Raw genomic sequence first — 18,402 nt, forward strand, 5'->3', positions numbered from 1 at the left:
CGGGGGCTCTCGTCGTATCCGCGAGATGCGAACGCCGGCCTCAGAGGTACGCGACGAAGGCCTCGGGCCGGGTCACGTTCGCGGGGAGTCCGATGAAGAGCGGTGCGACCTGGGCCGGCGTGTAGCCTGCGATCCCGCACCCCACCGGAGTGAGCAGGAACCGCAGTGCGGGATGCGCGGACGCGTACGCCACGAACGTCGCCGCCTCGGCGGCGAGGACATCGAGGCCGCTCATGGTGTCGATCGCGTACGTCTGGCCGTGATGACCGTGGCCCTCGCCCCAGACGGCGCCGAAGCTCTCGTATGCGATGAGCGCCGCACCGCCGCCGTGGAGCCCCTCGGCGTTCGACCCGAAAACGAAGACCTGGTCCGGTTCGAGCGACGCGATGCGCGACGGAGTGATCTCCATGCCCGTTCCCTTCGACGCTGCGACTCTACGCCGTGGACGGGGGTGCGCAATGGTGCCGGAGAAGGAAGAAAAACGTGGAGGGGCTGACGAGAATCGAACTCGCATCATCTGTTTGGAAGACAGAGGCTTTACCACTAAGCTACAGCCCCGGACCGCTCGCGGAGCGAGGGACCGGCCCGCGATGGAACGCTGCGGGACTTCCACGAGCATACCTGACTGACGGGGGTGCTCTGTTCCGTTAGACTCGTGAAGGCCGTTCCCGCGCGCGCGGGTTCCTACCCGGGGCGTAGCTCAGCTTGGTAGAGCGCCCGCTTTGGGAGCGGGAGGTCGCAGGTTCAAATCCTGTCGCCCCGACAGCAGTGACGAGAGCGATCCGACGGATCGCTCGCTTCACTGCCCTCAGACCTCACAACCGCGTCGCGACACACGCGGGACATTCACAAGGAGAGCACACCAGCATGGCGAACAGCACCGTCGAGAAGCTTGCCCCGACCCGGGTCAAGCTGCACATCACGGTCACCCCCGAGGACCTCAAGCCCAGCATCGCGCACGCTTACGAGCACATCGCGCAGGACGTGCAGATCCCCGGCTTCCGCAAGGGCAAGGTGCCCGCGCCGATCATCGACCAGCGCGTCGGCCGCGGCGCCGTCATCGAGCACGCCGTCAACGAGGGTCTGGACACCTTCTTCCGCGAGGCGTCGCTCGAGCACAACCTCCGCATCGTCGGCCGTCCCTCGGCCGAGGTCATCGAGTGGCCGAACGAGAAGGACTTCTCCGGCGACCTCAAGGTCGAGGTCGAGGTCGATGTCCGTCCCGAGATCGAGGTCCCGTCGCTCGACGGCATCACCGTGACCGTCGACGCCATCGAGGCCGATGAGGCAGCCCTGGACGCAGAGCTCGACCGCCTGCGCGCCCGCTTCGGCACCCTGGTCCCCGTCGACCGTCCCGCGAAGGCGGGCGACTTCGTCGAGCTCGACCTCGTCGCCGCGATCGACGGCGCAGAGATCGACCGCGCGGAGGGCGTCTCCTACGAGGTCGGCTCCGGCGAGCTGCTCGAGGGCATCGACGACGCGATCGACTCGCTCACCGCCGGTGAGGACACCACCTTCCGCTCGAAGCTGGTCGGTGGCGACCACGCGGGCGAGGACGCCGAGGTCTCCGTCACGGTCAAGGCCGTCAAGGAGCGCGAGCTGCCCGAGGCGGACGACGACTTCGCGCAGATCGCGAGCGAGTTCGACACGATCGCGGAGCTGCGCGACAGCCTGCGCGAGTCGGTCGAGCAGCAGGGCGTGTTCACCCAGGCCTCCTCGGCACGCGACAAGCTCGTCGAGACCCTGCTCGAGAAGGTCGAGATCCCGGTTCCGCCGCAGCTCATCGAGGACGAGGTGCACAACCACCTCGAGGGCGAGGGCCGCCTGGAGGACGACGAGCACCGCGCCGAGGTCACCGAGGCGAGCACCAAGCAGTTCCGCACCCAGGTGCTGCTCGACTCGATCGCCGAGGACGCGAACGTCCAGGTCTCGCAGGACGAGCTCAGCCAGTACCTGATCCAGTCCGCCGCGCAGTACGGCATGGCTCCGCAGGACTTCGTCGAGGCGCTGCAGTCCCAGAACCAGCTGCCCGTCCTGGTCGGCGAGGTCGCCCGCAACAAGGCTCTCGCGGTCGCCCTGGGCAAGGTCACCGTCGTCGACTCCAACGGCAAGGCCGTGGACCTGACCGGTTTCATCGCCACCGACGACGAGGCCGAGGATGCGGCCGAGGCCCCGGCCGAGGAGAAGCCCGCCAAGAAGGCTCCGGCCAAGAAGGCTCCGGCCAAGAAGGCCGCGGAGGCCGACGAGGCTGCCGTCGCCGAGGCCCCCGCCGAGGAGAAGCCCGCCGCCAAGAAGCCGGCCGCGCGCAAGGCCCCGGCCAAGAAGGCCGCCGACAAGGCTGCTGACGCCGAGTAAGCATCGGATCCACGATCCGGAAGAGGGCGGGTGCATCATGCACCCGCCCTCTTCGCATCCATCGCGCACGAGACAGAGGACAGACATGAATGACTGGCAGGAGCGGATCGACGCCGTCTGGGAAGCCGCCGCGGGCGGTCTCGTCGACGACGAGGTGATCACGCGGATCGATGCGATCGCGGCCGAGCGAGGCCCGGATGACGCCGAGGCCGCCTTCGAACGCGCCGGCGCCCGCGACTCCGCGGGGCGGCCGGACGAGGCGGTGCCGCTCTATCGCCGCTCGCTCGGGCTCGGGCTCGACGACGACCGCCGCGCCCAGGCGACGATCCAGCTGGCGAGCTCGCTGCGCAACCTCGGCGACGTGCAGGGCGCGCTCGAGCTCATCGAGGCGGAGCGCGACGCCCACCCCGACTCGGTCTACCGCGACGCGATCGCGGCGATGCATGCGCTCGCGCTGGCCAGCGCCGGTCATCCGGAGCGCGGGCTGGGCGTCGCGATCCTGGCCCTCGTGCCGCACATGCCCCGTTACCACCGGTCCATGACCGCGTACGCCCATGAGATCGCGGGCGACGACGCCTGATATGCCGACGGCGAACACGGCCGGGCGCGCGCGTTGTCGCCGGTAGATTCGAAACACCGAACACGGAAGCAGGAGCGGAAATGGCTGAACCCCTGGTCGCGACGAGCGTCTTCGACAGGCTGCTCAGGGATCGCATCATCTGGCTGGGATCCGAGGTGCGGGACGAGAACGCCAACGAGATCTGCGCCAAGATCCTTCTTCTCGCCGCCGAGGACCCAGAGAAGGACATCTACCTCTACATCAACTCGCCCGGCGGGTCCATCACCGCGGGCATGGCGATCTACGACACGATGCAGTTCGTGCCGAACGACATCGTCACGGTCGGCATCGGCATGGCGGCCTCGATGGGACAGCTGCTGCTGACCAGCGGCACCAAGGGCAAGCGCTACATCACGCCGAACGCGCGCGTGCTGCTGCACCAGCCGCACGGCGGCTTCGGCGGCACGTCCAGCGACATCCAGACGCAGGCGCAGCTCATCCTGTCGATGAAGCAGCGTCTCGCCGAGATCACCGCCTCGCAGACCGGCAAGACGGTGGAGCAGATCAACGAGGACGGCGACCGGGACCGCTGGTTCACCGCCGCCGAGGCACTCGACTACGGCTTCGTCGACCACATGCGCGAGCACGCCAGTGACGTGCACGGCGGCGGCGGCACGGGCGCGGACAAGTAAGGGCTGGAGAGGACACCCATGTACACACCCACGTTCCGGTCCGCCGGCGACCTGCCCTCGAGCCGCTACGTCCTTCCTCAGTTCGAGGAGCGCACCGCTTATGGCTTCAAGCGCCAGGACCCCTACAACAAGCTGTTCGAAGATCGCGTGATCTTCCTCGGCGTCCAGGTCGACGACGCATCCGCCGATGATGTGATGGCGCAGCTGCTGGTCCTGGAGAGCCAGGACTCCGAGCGCGACATCACGATGTACATCAACTCGCCCGGCGGATCCTTCACGGCGATGACCGCGATCTACGACACGATGCAGTACGTCGCGCCGCAGATCCAGACGGTCGTGCTGGGTCAGGCCGCTTCGGCGGCCTCGGTCCTGCTCGCCGCAGGCGCGCCCGGCAAGCGTCTCGCCCTGCCGAACGCACGCGTGCTGATGCACCAGCCCGCGATGGGCGAGGCCGGCCAGGGTCAGGCTTCGGACATCGAGATCCAGGCCGCGGAGATCCTGCGCATGCGCACCTGGCTCGAGGAGACGATGGCCAAGCACACCGGGCAGCCGGTCGCGAAGGTCCACCGCGACATCGATCGCGACAACATCCTCTCCGCCGAGCAGGCGAAGGAGTACGGCATCGTCGATCAGGTGCTGACGAGCCGCAAGCGCCAGTCGCTGAGCTGACCTGCTGCATCCTCGAGAGGGCGGCCCGGATCCGATTCCGGGCCGCCCTCTCGCGTCCCCGCTCCGGTTGCGCGGGTGAGCGATGGCGTTTGCTCATATGAGCACATTCGTGCGCGTGCGTGTGGTGAAGGGTACTCTCGGAGCATGCCCCGATCCGCCATCGACGATGACGAGCTGCTCGCCGTCCGCGTGGCGGAGCTGTACTACGACGAGGACAAGACTCAGGACGAGATCGGCGGCCTGCTCGGGATCTCGCGCTGGAAGGTCGGTCGACTTCTGCAGCAGGCCCGCATCGACGGGATCGTGCGGATCGAGATCGTGCACCCGCGCGCTCGCAAGCTCGGCATCGAGCGAGAGCTGCGCGAGCGCTTCGGGCTCGCCGACGCGGTCGTGGTGCCGAACGGGCCGAGCGACACCGAGACCCTCGGCCGAGTCGCGCAGGGCGCCGCGGATCATCTCGCGGCCCTCCGCCCGGTGCCGAAGACCCTTGCCGTGAGCTGGGGGCGCACGCTCACGGCGATCGCCGACCGAATGGCCGAGGGGTGGGCTCGCGGCGTCACCGTGGTGCAGATGAACGGCGGAGTGAGCGTGAACCGCCGTCCAGGAGGCGCCGCCTCGCTGGCGGCGACGATCGCGCAGCGCGCTGCGGGGCATGTCGCGCTGCTGCCCAGCCCCGCGATCCTGGAACGACTCGAGACCAAGCAGGCGATCGAGCGGGACCGCACCGTCGCGGGCGTGCTCGATCAGGCCGCGCAGGCGGACGCGTACCTCTTCACGGCGGGCGTCTGCGATGCCGGATCCGCGCACGTCGAGAACGGCTATCTGAGCGTCCGGGACATCGACGAGCTGGCCCGCCGCGGCGCGGTCGGCGATGTGCTGGGCCGCTACATCGACGCGGACGGCAACGTCGTCGATCCCGAGCTCGACGCCCGCACGGTCGGGCTGAGCCTCGAGCGGCTGCGCGAGGCGCGCACCGCCGTCTTCGTCACGGCCGGAGAGGCGAAGCACGACATCGCCCGCACGGTCGTGACCGCGAACCTCTGCACGATGGTGGTCACCGACGAGGCGACCGCCCGGACCCTCTTGGAGGACCAGTGACGACGACCGAACTCGCACGGCGCACCGCGCTGGAGGTGCTCGGCGGCGAACCCGACGACCTCACGCTGCGCCGATTCCTGCACGGGCTCCCCGGCGTGGACGCGGTGGGCCTGGAGCAGCGTTCCGCCGCGCTCGGCACGCGCTCGATCAAGACGACGTCGAAGGCCTGGGCCCTCGACACGATCGTGCGCCTCATCGACCTGACGACCCTCGAGGGCGCCGACACCCCGGGCAAGGTGCGCTCGCTGGTGTCCAAGGCCAAGCTGCCAGACGCCTCCGATCCGTCCTGCCCCTCGGTCGCCGCGGTCTGCGTGTACGGCGACATGGTGCCGTACGCGGTCGAGGCGCTCGGCGCCCGACACGGCGACCCCGACGACGGCGGCATCTCCGTCGCCGCCGTCGCGACCGCGTTCCCGAGCGGGCGGGCGTCGTTGGCAGTGAAGCTCGCCGACACCCGCGACGCGGTGGAGGCCGGCGCCGATGAGATCGACATGGTCATCGACCGCGGTGCGTTCCTCTCCGGGCGCTACGGACAGGTGTTCGAGCAGATCGTCGCGGTCAAGGACGCCTGCCGCCGGGGGGACGGCACGTCCGCCTCGCTCAAGATCATCCTCGAGACGGGCGAGCTGAACACCTACGACAACATCAAGCGCGCCTCGTGGCTCGGCATGCTGGCGGGAGGCGACTTCATCAAGACGTCCACCGGCAAGGTCGCGCCCGCCGCCACGCTGCCGGTCACGCTGCTCATGCTCGAGGCCGTGCGCGACTGGCACCGGCTCACCGGCGAGAAGATCGGCGTGAAGCCGGCCGGTGGGATCCGCTCCTCGAAGGACGCGGTCAAGTACCTGGTTCACGTCGCCGAGACGGTCGGGGAGGAGTGGCTGCAGCCGCACCTGTTCCGCTTCGGCGCCTCCAGCCTGCTCAACGACGTGCTGCTGCAGCGGCAGAAGCTGACCACCGGCCACTACTCCGGCCCCGACTACGTCACGATCGACTGACGGAGGACCACGCATGGGATTCCTGGATTACGCACCCGCGCCCGAGTCGCGGAGCATCCTCAACCTGAAGGACGAGTACGGGCTGTTCATCGACGGCGAGTTCGTCGAGGGCCGCGGCGCCTCGTTCGCCACGATCTCGCCCGCGGACGAGTCGCGCATCGCCACGATCGCGCACGCCTCGGATGAGGATGTCGACCTCGCCGTCGCCGCCGCGCGCCGCGCCCACACCAAAGTGTGGTCGAAGATGAGCGGCCGCGACCGCGGCAAGTACCTGTTCCGGATCGCGCGCCTCGTGCAGGAGCGCGCCCGCGAGCTCGCCGTGGCGGAGAGCCTCGACAACGGCAAGCCGATCAAGGAGTCCCGCGACGTGGACGTGCCTCTCGTCGCCTCGTGGTTCTTCTACTACGCCGGCTGGGCGGACAAGCTCGACTACGCCGGTGCCGGACCGAACCCGTCGGCGCATGGCGTGGCGGCGCAGGTCATCCCGTGGAACTTCCCGCTGCTCATGCTCGCGTGGAAGGTCGCGCCGGCCCTCGCCGCCGGCAACACGGTGGTGCTGAAGCCCGCCGAGACCACGTCGCTCACGGCGCTGATCTTCGCCGAGATCCTGCAGCAGGCCGATCTTCCGGCCGGCGTGGTGAACATCATCACGGGCGCCGGGGCCACCGGCGCGGCGCTGGTGCGCCACCCCGACGTCGACAAGGTCGCGTTCACGGGGTCGACCGCGGTAGGCCGCGAGATCGCCCGCACCGTCGCCGGCACGGGCAAGGCGCTCACCCTCGAGCTCGGCGGCAAGGCCGCGAACATCGTGTTCGACGACGCCCCGATCGACCAGGCCGTCGAGGGCATCGTCAACGGCATCTTCTTCAACCAGGGCCACGTCTGCTGCGCCGGCAGCCGCCTGCTCGTGCAGGAATCGATCCACGACGAGGTCATCGACCGGCTGAAGTCCCGCCTGTCGACCCTGCGGCTCGGCGACCCGCTCGACAAGAACACCGATATCGGCGCGATCAACTCGGCCGAGCAGCTGGCGCGGATCCGCGAGCTCAGCCAGGTCGGCGAGGACGAGGGCGCGCAGCGCTGGACCGCCGACTGCGTGATCCCGGAGAAGGGGTTCTGGTTCGCCCCGACGATCTTCACCGGCGTCGAGGCGTCGCACCGCATCGCCCGCGAGGAGGTGTTCGGCCCCGTGCTGTCCGTACTGACCTTCCGTACCCCGGCCGAAGCGATCGCGAAGGCGAACAACACGCCGTACGGCCTGTCCGCCGGGGTCTGGAGCGACAAGGGCTCTCGGATCCTCGCCGTCGCCGACCGCCTGCGTGCGGGTGTCGTGTGGGCCAACACATTCAACCGGTTCGATCCGTCCAGCCCGTTCGGCGGCTACAAGGAGTCCGGCTACGGGCGTGAGGGCGGCAAGCAGGGTCTGGCGGCCTATCTGCGTCCCGCGGCGGTCGCCCCGAGGGCGCTGGGCCAGAACGAGACCAAGACCGAAGCCAAGGCGCTGAAGAAGGGATCCGCGGCATGAGCGCGCGTCTGACCGTTCCCAAGACATACAAGCTCGCGATCGGCGGCGCCTTCCCGCGCAGCGAATCGGGACGCACCTACGAGGTCGCGAGTCCGAAGGGCGTGTTCCTCGCGAACGCCGCCCAGGCCTCGCGCAAGGACGCCCGCGATGCGGTCAAGGCCGCGCGCACCGCGCAGGCCGGCTGGGCCAAGGCGACCGCCTACAACCGCGGCCAGGTGCTGTACCGCGTGGCCGAGGTCCTGGAGGGACGTCGCGCCCAGTTCGTCGAAGAGATCGTCGCCCAGCAGGGCGTCTCGGCGGCCGTCGCGGGCGCGCAGGTCGACGAGGCGATCGATCTGTGGGTCTGGTACGCGGGCTGGTGCGACAAGTACGCCCAGATCGCCGGCAACCTGAACCCGGTCTCGGGGGCTTACTTCAACATCTCGGCTCCCGAGCCGACCGGAGTCGTCGCGATCGTCGCGCCGCAGGAGTCCGCGCTGCTGGGTCTCGTCTCCGTCGTCGCTCCGGCGCTCGTCGCCGGCAACGCGGTGGTCGTCGTGGCGAGCGAGCAGTATCCGCTCTCGGCGATCAGCCTCGCCGAGGTGCTCGCCACGAGCGATGTGCCGGGTGGCGTGGTGAACGTGCTGACCGGTTCCCCGGCCGAGCTCGCGCCGTGGCTCGCGGCGCACGCCGACGTCAACGCGCTGGACCTGGCAGGGGCGGGTGGGATCGACTGGGTCGATCTGCAGATCGCGGCCGCCGACACGCTCAAGCGCGTGCTCGCCCCGGGCGAGGTCGTCGCCTCGCCGCAGCGGATCGCCGCGTTCACCGAGGTGAAGACGGTGTGGCACCCGAAGAGCATGGTCTGAGCGCGGCCCCTGAGCGCATCGAAGGACCGAACGGCCCGCCCCGCATCGCGCGGAGCGGGCCGTTCGCCATGAAAGCCCGGATCCGGCGCGTGTTCGCCGTGCGCGGAGCGGCGCGTCGCGGGGGATCCGTGGCGATGCGGCCGGATGTCGGATGCAGCGGTTAGGCTCGAACAGCGGCAACGCCGCACGGTGTTCCCACACCGTGATCGCCCGTCGTGACGCCACGCAGGCGACCGCGGACCCCGTCTCGAAGGAGGACGCACATGGCACGCATCGGTGAGAGCGCCGACCTGTTCAAGTGCTCGTTCTGCGGCAAGAGCCAGAAGCAGGTCCAGCAGCTCATCGCCGGGCCCGGCGTCTACATCTGCGACGAGTGCGTCGAGCTCTGCAACGAGATCATCGAAGAGCGCATGGCGGAGTCCGCGAACGGCGAGGTCGCCGAATTCGATCTGCCCAAGCCCCGCGAGATCTTCTCCTTCCTCGAGGAGTACGTCGTCGGGCAGGAGCAGGCCAAGCGCGCCCTCTCGGTCGCGGTCTACAACCACTACAAGCGCGTGCGCGCCCGTGGAACGCTGCAGCCGGCCGAGCAGAAGGCCGACGAGATCGAGATCGCGAAGAGCAACATCCTCATGATCGGCCCCACGGGCTGCGGCAAGACCTACCTCGCGCAGACCCTGGCGAAGCGCCTGAACGTGCCGTTCGCCGTGGCCGATGCCACCGCGCTCACGGAGGCGGGCTACGTCGGCGAGGACGTGGAGAACATCCTCCTCAAGCTCATCCAGGCCGCCGACTACGACGTCAAGCGCGCCGAGCAGGGCATCATCTACATCGACGAGATCGACAAGATCGCGCGCAAGGCGGAGAACCCGTCGATCACGCGTGACGTCTCCGGTGAGGGCGTTCAGCAGGCGCTGCTGAAGATCCTCGAGGGAACGGTCGCCTCGGTGCCCCCGCAGGGCGGTCGCAAGCACCCGCACCAGGAGTTCCTGCAGATCGACACCACGAACGTGCTGTTCATCGTGGCCGGTGCGTTCGCAGGCCTCGAGGACATCGTCTCCTCCCGCGTCGGCAAGCACGGCGTCGGTTTCGGCGCACCGCTGCACGACAAGGGCAAGGACCTGGATCTGTTCAGCGAGGTGCTCCCGGAGGATCTGCACAAGTTCGGCCTCATCCCGGAGTTCATCGGCCGGCTTCCCGTCGTAGCCTCGGTCTCGCCGCTCGACCAGGCCGCCCTCATCGACATCCTCACCGGGCCGCGCAACGCCCTGGTCAAGCAGTACCAGCGCATGTTCCAGCTCGACGGCGTGGAGCTCGAGTTCGAGGAAGACGCGCTGCAGTCGATCGCCGACCTCGCCGTGCTCCGCAAGACGGGGGCACGCGGACTCCGCGCGATCCTCGAGGACGTGCTCGGACCGATCATGTTCGAGATCCCCTCGACCGAGGACGTGCAGAAGGTCATCGTGACGCGCGCTGCCGTCGACGAGGGCGCGCCCCCCACGCTGGTCCTCGCGCGCAAGCGCAAGAGCGCCTGAGCGGCGTCCGTACTCAGTGCTGAACCGGCAGGATCAGGTCTGTCCGCAGTTCGGCGGCAGGCGTGACGCTCGGGTCGGACACGTAGACCTCGATCCAGACGCCGGCAGGGCTGTGCCCGAGCGCAGTGTTCTCGCCGGCGAGGCGCCCCCACGCCTCGCCGAGCCCGTCGTACGGCCCGATCACGGTCGTCGCCAGCGCGGGTCCGCTCGGCAGTTCCGCGGCCTCGATCTCGACATCGTCGATCGTGAGCGGTGCCGGCAGCGCCTCTTCGACCGGGAATCCGACGTCGAGGTCGAAGACATCCATGGGATCGCCGCGATAGATCGCGACCGCCGGACCTGAGGGCGTGAAGGCTCCCGCAGCGATCGCCTTTCCGAGCGCGCCGAAAGCGAGATCGAACGTGGATCCGAGACCGTCGATGCGCAGGCCGGTCCGGTGGACCGCGGCGAGCGAGGCAGGCGGCAGATCGAGCGGGGTCGTGGCGTCGTAGGGCTCTTCCGAGAATACGGACATCGGTTCCCCTCGCTGCCGGCGGCATCCATCGCCGCATCCGTCACCAGCCTAGGTCGGGAGACTCCTCCCCGACAGGGGCTCAGCCGATCGCCTGCAGCCGGTCAGTGATCGAGACCTCGTCGCTGGAGCAGCGGGGCGATCTCCGCATCGCGTCCTCGGAAATCGCGGTAGGCCTCGAGCGGATCCTTGGATCCGCCCACACCCAGCAGACGCCGCCGGAACCGCTCGCCGTTGGACCGCTGGGCGCCGCCGTTCTCACGGAACCACTCGACGGTGTCGGCGTCGAGGACCTCGCTCCAGATGTACGAGTAGTAGCCCGCGCTGTAGCCGCCCGAGAACACATGGGCGAAGTACGCGGAGGAGTACCGCGTGGGCACGGCGGGATCGTCCAGTCCGATGTCGGCGAGCGCCGCGGCCTCGAACGCCGCGACGTCGTCGATCGCGTCGCCTGAGGGCAGCGCGTGCAGGGCCTGGTCGAGCCAGGCCGCCGCGAGGTACTCGCTGGTCTCGAAGCCCTGGTTGAAGGTCTCGGTCGCCCGCAGACGTTCGACGAGGCCCGCGGGAAGCGGCTCGTCGGATTCATGATGCCGCGCATAAGCATCGACGATCTCGGGCCAGAGCATCCACATCTCGTTGACCTGGCTCGGGAACTCGACGAAGTCGCGGAACACGTTCGTGCCGGAGAAATGCGGATAGGTCACCTCGGAGAACAGACCGTGCAGGGCGTGCCCGAACTCGTGGAAGAGCGTGTTCACCTCGTCGAGCGTGAGCAGCGCGGGCTCGCCGTCGGCGGGCTTCGACACGTTCAGGTTGTTCGCGACGACCGGGAGCGTGCCGCGCAGCGCGGACTGGCTCACGATCGGGTTCATCCACGCCCCGCCCCGCTTGCTGTCGCGCGTGTACAGATCCAGCACGTACAGGCCGAGCGCGGATCCGTCCTCCTGGAACACCTCGAATGTCCGCGCGCCAGGGTGGTAGACCGGCAGGTCGGGGCGCTCGGTGAAGGAGAGCCCATACAACCGGCCGGCCGCCGCGAACACGCCGTCGTGCAGGACGCGCTCGGCCTCGAACCACGGCCGCAGCGCTGCGGTGTCGATGTCGTACTGCGCCGTGCGCAGCTTCTCCGTGTAGAACGCCCAGTCGTGCGCTTCCAGGGGGAAGGGCTCCGGCTCGGTCTCGTCGATGAGTCGCTGCAGGGCCGCGCGCTCGGCGGCCGCGTTGCGCGCCGCCGGGGCGGCGAGGTCGCGCAGCATGCGCTCCACGGCTTCGGGCGTGCCCGCCGTCTCATCGGCCGTCACCGCAGCCGCGTGGGACGCGTAGCCGAGCAGCGCCGCACGTTCGGCGCGGAGGCTCGCGATCTCGGCGAGGACGCCGCGATTGTCGTGCTCGCCGCCGCGTGCACCGCGCGAGCGCGACGCCTCCATGACCCGGCGACGGCTCTCCCTATTCGTGAGCGCCGCGAGCGCCGGGTGGCCGGTGAACAGGGGGAGCGCGAGCAGGTGCTTGCCCTCGAGACCGCGCTCGGAGGCCGCGCGGGCCGCGGAGGACAGCTCCCCGGCGCTCAGGCCGTCGAGGTCGGCCGCGTCGTCGAACACGACCGCCAGCTCGTTCGTGTCGGCAAGCAGGTTCTTCTCGAAGGTGGTGCTGAGCGAGGAGATCCGCTGGTTCAGCTCGGTGAGCCGGGTCTTGGCCGACTCGTCGAGCGCTGCGCCGGCGAGGGTCATCTCGCGATGCCAGCGTTCGACGAGGCGTCGCTGCTCCGGCTCCAGCGGCAGGGCGTCGATCTGGTCGTGGAGCTGCGAGACCCGCCAGTAGAGCGCCGCGTCGAGCAGGATCGCATCCTGGTGCGCCGCCATCAGCGGCGCGAGCTCCTCATCGATCGCCTGGATCTCAGCCGTGGCGTCCGCAGAGGCCACCGTGTAGAACGCGTGCGAGGCCCGGTCCAGCAGCTCTCCGCTGCGCTCCAGGGCGACCATCGTGTTCTCGAACGTCGGCATCGACCGCACCATCGTGATCCGGCGGATCTCCGCCAGCTGCTCCTCGAACCCCTGCCGGAACGCGGGGAGGTAGTGATCCGCACGGATGCGGCCGTAGTCGGGCAGCGCATAGGGGAGGGCGGAGGGCGTGAGCAGCGGGTTGGTCTCGACCGTCATCCTCCGAGCCTAGAAGATCGCTCCGCTCCGAGGGAGGGAGGCTGCGGGGCGCAGGCTCAGCCGGTCAGATCCGCCATGACCGTGCGCAGCGCGTCCGAGACGAGGCGCACGGACCGTCGGCGCAGGTTCTCCGGCCGGGCGAGCACATCGATCATCCGGTTGGTGCTGACGTACTGCAGCGGGCGGCGCACGACGGCGTCGGTGCCCGGCGAGGTGTAGCGGGGGAGCACACCGATGACGTCTCCCGTCGCGATCACCGAGGCGGCGACGCCGTAGTCGTTGATCCGGTGCACGATGTCGGCCGGCCGGTTGGTGATGGCGGAGATCGTGCGCAGCACATCGTCGGGGGAGTAGCCCGCCCGGCTCGTCACCCAGCGCTCGCCCACCACGTCGGCGGGGCGCAGGGATGCGCGCTGGGCGAGCGGATGCTCGGGGGAGAGCGCCACGTCGAGCGGCTCGGCGGCGAGGGTGAGCACGCGGATCCCGGTCTTCGGCCACGGCGGGCTGTGCTCCATGCGGTGCGCGAGCACGAGGTCGTAGCGGGCGGTGAGGGCCGGGAAGTCGCTCTGCGCGACGTCCTCGTCGGTGAAGCGGATCGCCGGGACGTCGGGGCCGGATCCGAGCGCGCGGATGAGAGGGCCGAACAGCGCCTGCGCCGCGCTGAGGAACCCGCTGATCGTGACGATTCCGCCCTCCGCGGCCTCGAACTCGTCCACGGCGGAACGCGCGGCGGCCATGGCGTCGAGCGCGGCCGCCCCGGCCTCGGCGAGTGCTTCTCCGGCCGGCGTCAGCACGAGGGTGCGGCCCTGCTTGCGCGTCAGCGGCGCACGCACGCCGCGCTGCAGCGCCGCGAGCTGCTGGGACACGGCGGACGGCGTGACGCGCAGGGCCTCCGCGACGGCCGTCACACTGCCGAGTGCGCCGAGCTCGCGGAGGATCTGAAGCTGCGGCAATTGCATATGTCCAGTCAAGCATGTAGCGATGCTTAAAGCTCTGTCCAGACAGTGGGGATTGATCTACAGGGTTGTTCGCGGTGGGATCGAAGCATGAAGGCTCTCTACAAGGACGGCCCCCACGCGGGCCTCGAGCTCGTCGACCGGCCGGACCCCGTGGCCGGACCCGACGAGGTGGTCATCCGCGTGCTGCGCACCGGCATCTGCGGCACCGACCTGCACATTCAGCGCTGGGACGACTGGGCCGCCTCCGCGGTGAAGGCGCCGTTGATCCCCGGGCACGAGTTCTACGGAGAGGTCGTCGAAGTCGGCCCTCTGGTGCACGACATCTCAGTCGGAGACCGGGTCTCCGGCGAGGGGCACATCGTGTGCGGCATGTGCCGCAACTGTCGTGCCGGCCGCCGCCAGATGTGCATCCGCACGATCGGCCTCGGCATGCAGCGCGACGGCGCATATGCGGAGTACCTCACCCTGCCCGCGACGAACGTCTGGGTGCATCACGCCGATGTGACGCCCGAACTCGGCGCGATCTTCGACCCGCTCGGCAACGCCGTGCACACCGCGCTCGCCTTCCCCCTCGTCGGAGAGGACGTGCTCGTCACGGGCTGCGGCCCGATCGGGCTCATGGCCATCGCGATCGCCCGCCACGTGGGCGCCCGCTTCATCACCGCGACCGACGTGAGCACCCCGCGATTGGAGCTCGCCCGCGAGATGGGCGCCGACGCGGTCGTCGACGTCTCCCGCGAGGACATCGCGGACGCGCAGCGCGCCCTGGGCATGCGCGAAGGGTTCGACATCGGCTTCGAGATGAGCGGCGCGCCGAGCGCGCTGCCCGCGATGATCGACAACATGAACCACGGCGGACGGATCGCGATGCTCGGCCTGCCGACGGGGCCGTTCAGCGTGGACTGGGGCAAGATCGTCACGCACATGCTCACCGTGAAGGGCATCTACGGCCGCGAGATGTTCGAGACCTGGAACGCGATGGGGGCGATGCTGCAGACCAGCCCGGTGCTGCGCGACTCCATCACCCGCATCATCGCCGAGGTGCTCCCGGCGCGCGATTGGGAGAAGGGCTTCGCGGCCGCCGCGTCGGCGGGCACGGGCAAGATCATCCTCGACTGGACCGAACTGTAGGAGACGACGATGTACGGATCATTCCAGCAGCACCTCGCCGACGAGCTCACCGGGATCGACGAGGCGGGCCTGACCAAGCACGAGCGCGGGATCCGCGGTCCGCAGCGCGCGGAGATCGTCGCGGACGGCGCCGAGGTCCTGAACTTCTGCGCCAACAACTACCTGGGCCTCGCCGATGACGAGCGCCTCGTGGAGGCGGCCAAGGGCGCTCTCGACGAATGGGGCTACGGCCTGGCGAGCGTGCGATTCATCTGCGGTACGCAGGAGCAGCACCTCGAGCTCGAGCGACGGCTGTCGTCGTTCCTCGGCACGGACGACGCGATCCTGTTCTCGTCCTGCTTCGACGCGAACGGCGGCGTCTTCGAGACGCTGTTCACCGCCGAGGACGCGATCATCTCGGACGAGCTCAACCACGCATCGATCATCGACGGGATCAGGTTGTCCAAGGCGCGCCGGCTGCGTTACCGCAACCGCGACATGGCGGACCTCGAGGAGCAGCTGAAGGCCGCCGCCGACGCCCGCTTCCGGGTGATCGTGACCGATGGCGTGTTCTCGATGGACGGCTACATCGCCCCGCTCGCCGACATCTGCGACCTCGCGGAGCGCTACGACGCCCTGGTCTTCGTGGACGACTCGCACGCGGTCGGTTTCATCGGGGACCACGGCCGAGGTACGCCGGAGCTGTGCGGCGTCGAGGGCCGTGTCGACATCTACACCGGCACGTTCGGCAAGGCGCTCGGCGGCGCGAGCGGCGGCTACGTCGCCGCGCATCGCGACATCGTGGCGCTGCTGCGCCAGCGCGCCCGTCCGTACCTGTTCTCGAACACGCTCGCCCCGTCGATCGTCGCGGGCACCCTGCGCGCGCTCGACCTCGTCGAGGGATCCGGATCCCTGCGCGCGCAGCTGCAGGAGAACGCCGCGCTGTTCCGCCGCCGCATGACCGAGGAGGGCTTCGACCTGCTCCCGGGCGAGCACGCGATCGTGCCCGTGATGTTCGGCGACGCCGCGCTGACCGCGCGGGTCGCTGCGGAGATGCAGAAGCAGGGCGTGTACGTGACCGCGTTCAGCTTCCCGGTGGTGCCGCGCGGTCTCGCGCGCATCCGGGTGCAGCTCTCGGCCGCGCATACCCCGGAGCAGGTCGAGCGCTGCGTCGCCGCGTTCGTCGCCGCGCGCGCAGCCGCCTGAGTTTTCTTCGTCGACGCCCCCTTGTAGCCCCGGCGCCCCCTCTGAGCGCCGCTCCTGCGAGGGGGCGTCGGTGCGTAGAGGGGGCGTCGACGAAAAGTACTCCGCGCGTTCCTGGGCAACCGAGAGGATTGCGCGCCAGACTTCGCTCATGACGCACTCTGCAGAGGTGAGCTGGACGCTCGACGGCATCGACATGTTCGGCACGATCACGGCGCCGGCCGGGGACGGGCCGTTCCCCGCGGTCGTCCTGGTCGCCGGCAGCGGGCCGACCGACCGGGACTGGAACTCCCCGATGCTGCCAGGGACGAACGGATCCGGCCGACTTCTCGCCGAATCCCTGGCCGAGCACGGCTTCGCCTCGCTGCGCTACGACAAGCGGGCATCGGGTCCGCACGTCGTCGAGAACCTGCCGCGCCTCGCGGGGACGTTCAGCATGGCGTCGCACCTCGCCGAACTCACCGCCGCGCTGGAGGTGCTCGTCGCGGACCCCTGCGTCGATCGGGGCCGGGTGATCGGCCTCGGCAACAGCGAGGGCTGCGTGCACGTGCTGCACTACGGACTCGCGCAGGCGGCAGGGGGCATGGCGGTTCCGCTCCGCGGGCTGGTGCTGGCCGCGCCTCCTGGACGCAGCGTCGGCACGGTGCTCGACATGCAGCTGAGCGCGCAGCTCGCCGCCGCGCCAGGGGGAGACGGGATCCTCGCTCTCGTGCGGGAAGCGACGGCGCGCTTCTCGGCGGGCGGGGCGATGGATCCGGACGGATCCATCCCCGACCCCGTCGCCAATGTGCTGCGGAGCTTCGACAGCCCGGTCAACCTCCCGTTCGCGCGCGAGCTGTGGAACGAGAGCGCCTCGGACGGCATCGGGGGCGTCGGGATCCCCACGCTCGTGCTGATCGGGGAGAAGGACCTGCAGATCGATGCCACGGCCGACGGGGAGCCGCTGCAAGCGGCGGCCGCGGACAATCCGCTCGTGACGTTCGCGTTCCCGTCGGACGCGAACCACGTGCTCAAGCACGAGCCCCGCCCGCGCGCCGAGATCGTGCCAGGCACCAACTACAACGAGGAGGGGACGCAGTTGGATCCTGCGGCGGTGGAGACCATCCTGACCTGGATGGAGCGCGTGACAGCAGGCTGAGGTCTTGCGACGCCCCCTCGCAGCACCGGCGCCCCCTCTGAGCGGCGCTCCTGCGAGGGGGCGTCGGTGCGCAGAGGGGGCGTCGACTCGAATGTTGCAAAGAAGTGCTTGCAAAGACTCTCTTGCAAAGGTATCTTTGCAATCATGACCGAGAACGAAACACCCCGAGGGGATGCGCAGCCCGAGGAGCGCACGCTCGACGCGGGCGCCCTGAAGGCGCTCGCGCACCCGCTGCGGGTGCGGATCCTGGATCTGCTCGCAGAGCGCGGGCCGCAGACGGCGAGCTCGCTCGCGACGATGATCGGGGAGAGCTCCGGCGTCACCAGTTATCACCTGCGAGCGCTTGCCTCGCGTGACCTCATCCACGAGGTCGCGGGGCGCGGCACGGCACGCGAGCGGTGGTGGGAGCGCCCCCGTGGACGCATGTCGTTCTCCGGGCCGAACGACGCGATGACGCCGTCGGGCCGGGCCGCCGCGCAGATCGTGGAGGACGAGTTCTTCCGCAACAGGCACCAGCGCCTCATGGACCACCTGCACCGGCCCCAGGCCGAGGTGCCTCAGGAATGGCGCGATGCGGCGCACCACATGACGACGATGCTCGACATGACGGCGCCCCAGCTGCAGGAGCTCGCGCAGCAGATCGACGAGCTCGTCGAGGCGGCCGTGCTGCGCTACCGGGACCAGACCGGTCCAGGGGTGCGCCGCGTCACGATCCGCGCCGATCTGTTCGACCTTCCCGATGGCCGCCCGCAGGGCGCCGCCGAACACCGCACGACCGAGACCGAGGAGCTGTCATGACCGCCGCAACGCTGCACATCGCCGCGCCCACGTTCGCCGAGCGCACGGGACTCCGCGTCGCCGATGCGATCACCGGGCACGTCCGCCGGCGCATGGAGCGTCGTGCGGAGCGGCGCGCGCTCGCCATCGACCTGCTGCGCGAGCAGCAGGCGCGCAAGACGGCGGATCCTTTCCTCCTGGAGCATGCGCTGCAGATGATCGGATCCCGGTCGCGCTGAGGCCGCGCGGGGCGCGCCCCGCGCGAACGACCG

18 protein-coding genes and 2 tRNA genes are annotated in these 18,402 nt (G+C 69.7%); 15 read left to right on the plus strand and 5 right to left on the minus strand.

Going from position 1 to position 18,402, the window contains the following annotated elements; translation table 11 throughout:
- Nucleotides 1–40: 40 nt before the first annotated feature.
- Nucleotides 41–409 carry a hypothetical protein gene (locus tag RS86_RS12220; RefSeq protein ID WP_045272528.1) on the minus strand — a complete coding sequence of 123 codons (369 nt, stop codon included), beginning with the start codon at nt 407–409 and terminating at the stop codon, nt 41–43.
- Nucleotides 410–484: 75 nt separating this feature from the next.
- A tRNA-Gly gene (locus tag RS86_RS12225) sits at nt 485–558 on the minus strand.
- A 131-nt stretch (nt 559–689) separates the two neighbouring features.
- On the opposite strand from RS86_RS12225, the gene RS86_RS12230 reads away from it, so the two are divergent.
- The 10 genes from RS86_RS12230 to clpX all read left to right on the plus strand — a co-directional run bounded on the left by RS86_RS12230 (nt 690) and on the right by clpX (nt 10,276).
- Nucleotides 690–763 (plus strand) — tRNA-Pro (locus RS86_RS12230).
- A 104-nt stretch (nt 764–867) separates the two neighbouring features.
- Complete coding sequence (gene tig / locus RS86_RS12235; RefSeq protein ID WP_045272529.1) at nt 868–2,355, plus strand: trigger factor; 1,488 nt, start codon at nt 868–870, stop codon at nt 2,353–2,355.
- 85 nt (nt 2,356–2,440) lie between these two features.
- Complete coding sequence (locus RS86_RS12240; protein WP_045272530.1) at nt 2,441–2,935, plus strand: tetratricopeptide repeat protein; 495 nt, start codon at nt 2,441–2,443, stop codon at nt 2,933–2,935.
- A gap of 80 nt (nt 2,936–3,015) precedes the next feature.
- Nucleotides 3,016–3,606 (plus strand): ATP-dependent Clp protease proteolytic subunit, encoded by a 591-nt coding sequence (locus RS86_RS12245; RefSeq protein ID WP_045272531.1) that lies wholly within the window; start codon nt 3,016–3,018, stop codon nt 3,604–3,606.
- Nucleotides 3,607–3,624: 18 nt separating this feature from the next.
- Nucleotides 3,625–4,275 (plus strand): ATP-dependent Clp protease proteolytic subunit, encoded by a 651-nt coding sequence (locus RS86_RS12250; protein ID WP_045272532.1) that lies wholly within the window; start codon nt 3,625–3,627, stop codon nt 4,273–4,275.
- A gap of 144 nt (nt 4,276–4,419) precedes the next feature.
- Complete coding sequence (locus tag RS86_RS12255) at nt 4,420–5,373, plus strand: sugar-binding transcriptional regulator (RefSeq protein WP_235281765.1); 954 nt, start codon at nt 4,420–4,422, stop codon at nt 5,371–5,373.
- A gap of 29 nt (nt 5,374–5,402) precedes the next feature.
- Nucleotides 5,403–6,371, plus strand: coding sequence for a deoxyribose-phosphate aldolase (gene deoC / locus RS86_RS12260; protein ID WP_374954848.1), 969 nt, complete (start codon nt 5,403–5,405; stop codon nt 6,369–6,371).
- A 13-nt stretch (nt 6,372–6,384) separates the two neighbouring features.
- Complete coding sequence (locus RS86_RS12265; protein WP_045272534.1) at nt 6,385–7,896, plus strand: aldehyde dehydrogenase family protein; 1,512 nt, start codon at nt 6,385–6,387, stop codon at nt 7,894–7,896.
- Nucleotides 7,893–8,744 carry an aldehyde dehydrogenase family protein gene (locus tag RS86_RS12270; protein ID WP_045272535.1) on the plus strand — a complete coding sequence of 284 codons (852 nt, stop codon included), beginning with the start codon at nt 7,893–7,895 and terminating at the stop codon, nt 8,742–8,744. The genes RS86_RS12265 and RS86_RS12270 overlap by 4 nt, the downstream gene beginning before the upstream one ends.
- 263 nt (nt 8,745–9,007) lie before the next feature.
- Entirely contained in the window at nt 9,008–10,276 is a 1,269-nt protein-coding gene (clpX, locus tag RS86_RS12275; RefSeq protein WP_045272536.1) for an ATP-dependent Clp protease ATP-binding subunit ClpX, read from the plus strand.
- Between the two features lie 13 nt (nt 10,277–10,289).
- Here the strand turns inward: clpX and RS86_RS12280 are convergent, their stop codons facing one another.
- The 3 genes from RS86_RS12280 to RS86_RS12290 form a co-directional block, all read right to left on the minus strand.
- Nucleotides 10,290–10,790 (minus strand): GyrI-like domain-containing protein, encoded by a 501-nt coding sequence (locus RS86_RS12280; protein ID WP_045272537.1) that lies wholly within the window; start codon nt 10,788–10,790, stop codon nt 10,290–10,292.
- Between the two features lie 101 nt (nt 10,791–10,891).
- On the minus strand, nt 10,892–12,943 hold the full coding sequence (locus RS86_RS12285) for a M3 family metallopeptidase (protein WP_045272538.1): 2,052 nt from the start codon (nt 12,941–12,943) through the stop codon (nt 10,892–10,894).
- A gap of 56 nt (nt 12,944–12,999) precedes the next feature.
- Nucleotides 13,000–13,902 (minus strand): LysR family transcriptional regulator, encoded by a 903-nt coding sequence (locus RS86_RS12290; RefSeq protein WP_045272539.1) that lies wholly within the window; start codon nt 13,900–13,902, stop codon nt 13,000–13,002.
- Between the two features lie 87 nt (nt 13,903–13,989).
- Here RS86_RS12290 and tdh point away from each other — a divergent pair, with 87 nt between their 5' ends.
- The 5 genes from tdh to RS86_RS12315 all read left to right on the plus strand — a co-directional run bounded on the left by tdh (nt 13,990) and on the right by RS86_RS12315 (nt 18,369).
- Nucleotides 13,990–15,033, plus strand: a complete 1,044-nt coding sequence (tdh, locus tag RS86_RS12295; RefSeq protein ID WP_045272540.1) for an L-threonine 3-dehydrogenase — start codon at nt 13,990–13,992, stop codon at nt 15,031–15,033.
- 9 nt (nt 15,034–15,042) lie between these two features.
- Nucleotides 15,043–16,218 (plus strand): glycine C-acetyltransferase, encoded by a 1,176-nt coding sequence (locus RS86_RS12300; protein WP_045272541.1) that lies wholly within the window; start codon nt 15,043–15,045, stop codon nt 16,216–16,218.
- A 148-nt stretch (nt 16,219–16,366) separates the two neighbouring features.
- A complete protein-coding gene (locus RS86_RS12305; protein WP_045272542.1) occupies nt 16,367–17,353 on the plus strand; it encodes an alpha/beta hydrolase in 987 nt (328 codons plus the stop codon).
- 144 nt (nt 17,354–17,497) lie between these two features.
- On the plus strand, nt 17,498–18,151 hold the full coding sequence (locus tag RS86_RS12310; RefSeq protein WP_045272543.1) for a winged helix-turn-helix domain-containing protein: 654 nt from the start codon (nt 17,498–17,500) through the stop codon (nt 18,149–18,151).
- Nucleotides 18,148–18,369, plus strand: coding sequence for a hypothetical protein (locus RS86_RS12315; RefSeq protein WP_045272544.1), 222 nt, complete (start codon nt 18,148–18,150; stop codon nt 18,367–18,369). Before RS86_RS12310 ends, RS86_RS12315 begins: the two co-directional genes overlap by 4 nt.
- Nucleotides 18,370–18,402 lie beyond the last annotated feature (33 nt).

The organism is Microbacterium azadirachtae (assembly GCF_000956505.1).
Taxonomy (GTDB): domain Bacteria; phylum Actinomycetota; class Actinomycetes; order Actinomycetales; family Microbacteriaceae; genus Microbacterium; species Microbacterium azadirachtae_A.

Coding starts and splice junctions, on each gene's coding strand:
- RS86_RS12220 (WP_045272528.1), bottom strand. CDS start 409: ATGGAGATCACTCCGTCGCGCATCGCGTCGCTCGAACCGGACCAGGTC.
- tig (WP_045272529.1), top strand. CDS start 868: ATGGCGAACAGCACCGTCGAGAAGCTTGCCCCGACCCGGGTCAAGCTG.
- RS86_RS12240 (WP_045272530.1), top strand. CDS start 2,441: ATGAATGACTGGCAGGAGCGGATCGACGCCGTCTGGGAAGCCGCCGCG.
- RS86_RS12245 (WP_045272531.1), top strand. CDS start 3,016: ATGGCTGAACCCCTGGTCGCGACGAGCGTCTTCGACAGGCTGCTCAGG.
- RS86_RS12250 (WP_045272532.1), top strand. CDS start 3,625: ATGTACACACCCACGTTCCGGTCCGCCGGCGACCTGCCCTCGAGCCGC.
- RS86_RS12255 (WP_235281765.1), top strand. CDS start 4,420: ATGCCCCGATCCGCCATCGACGATGACGAGCTGCTCGCCGTCCGCGTG.
- RS86_RS12265 (WP_045272534.1), top strand. CDS start 6,385: ATGGGATTCCTGGATTACGCACCCGCGCCCGAGTCGCGGAGCATCCTC.
- RS86_RS12270 (WP_045272535.1), top strand. CDS start 7,893: ATGAGCGCGCGTCTGACCGTTCCCAAGACATACAAGCTCGCGATCGGC.
- clpX (WP_045272536.1), top strand. CDS start 9,008: ATGGCACGCATCGGTGAGAGCGCCGACCTGTTCAAGTGCTCGTTCTGC.
- RS86_RS12280 (WP_045272537.1), bottom strand. CDS start 10,790: ATGTCCGTATTCTCGGAAGAGCCCTACGACGCCACGACCCCGCTCGAT.
- RS86_RS12285 (WP_045272538.1), bottom strand. CDS start 12,943: ATGACGGTCGAGACCAACCCGCTGCTCACGCCCTCCGCCCTCCCCTAT.
- RS86_RS12290 (WP_045272539.1), bottom strand. CDS start 13,902: ATGCAATTGCCGCAGCTTCAGATCCTCCGCGAGCTCGGCGCACTCGGC.
- tdh (WP_045272540.1), top strand. CDS start 13,990: ATGAAGGCTCTCTACAAGGACGGCCCCCACGCGGGCCTCGAGCTCGTC.
- RS86_RS12300 (WP_045272541.1), top strand. CDS start 15,043: ATGTACGGATCATTCCAGCAGCACCTCGCCGACGAGCTCACCGGGATC.
- RS86_RS12305 (WP_045272542.1), top strand. CDS start 16,367: ATGACGCACTCTGCAGAGGTGAGCTGGACGCTCGACGGCATCGACATG.
- RS86_RS12310 (WP_045272543.1), top strand. CDS start 17,498: ATGACCGAGAACGAAACACCCCGAGGGGATGCGCAGCCCGAGGAGCGC.
- RS86_RS12315 (WP_045272544.1), top strand. CDS start 18,148: ATGACCGCCGCAACGCTGCACATCGCCGCGCCCACGTTCGCCGAGCGC.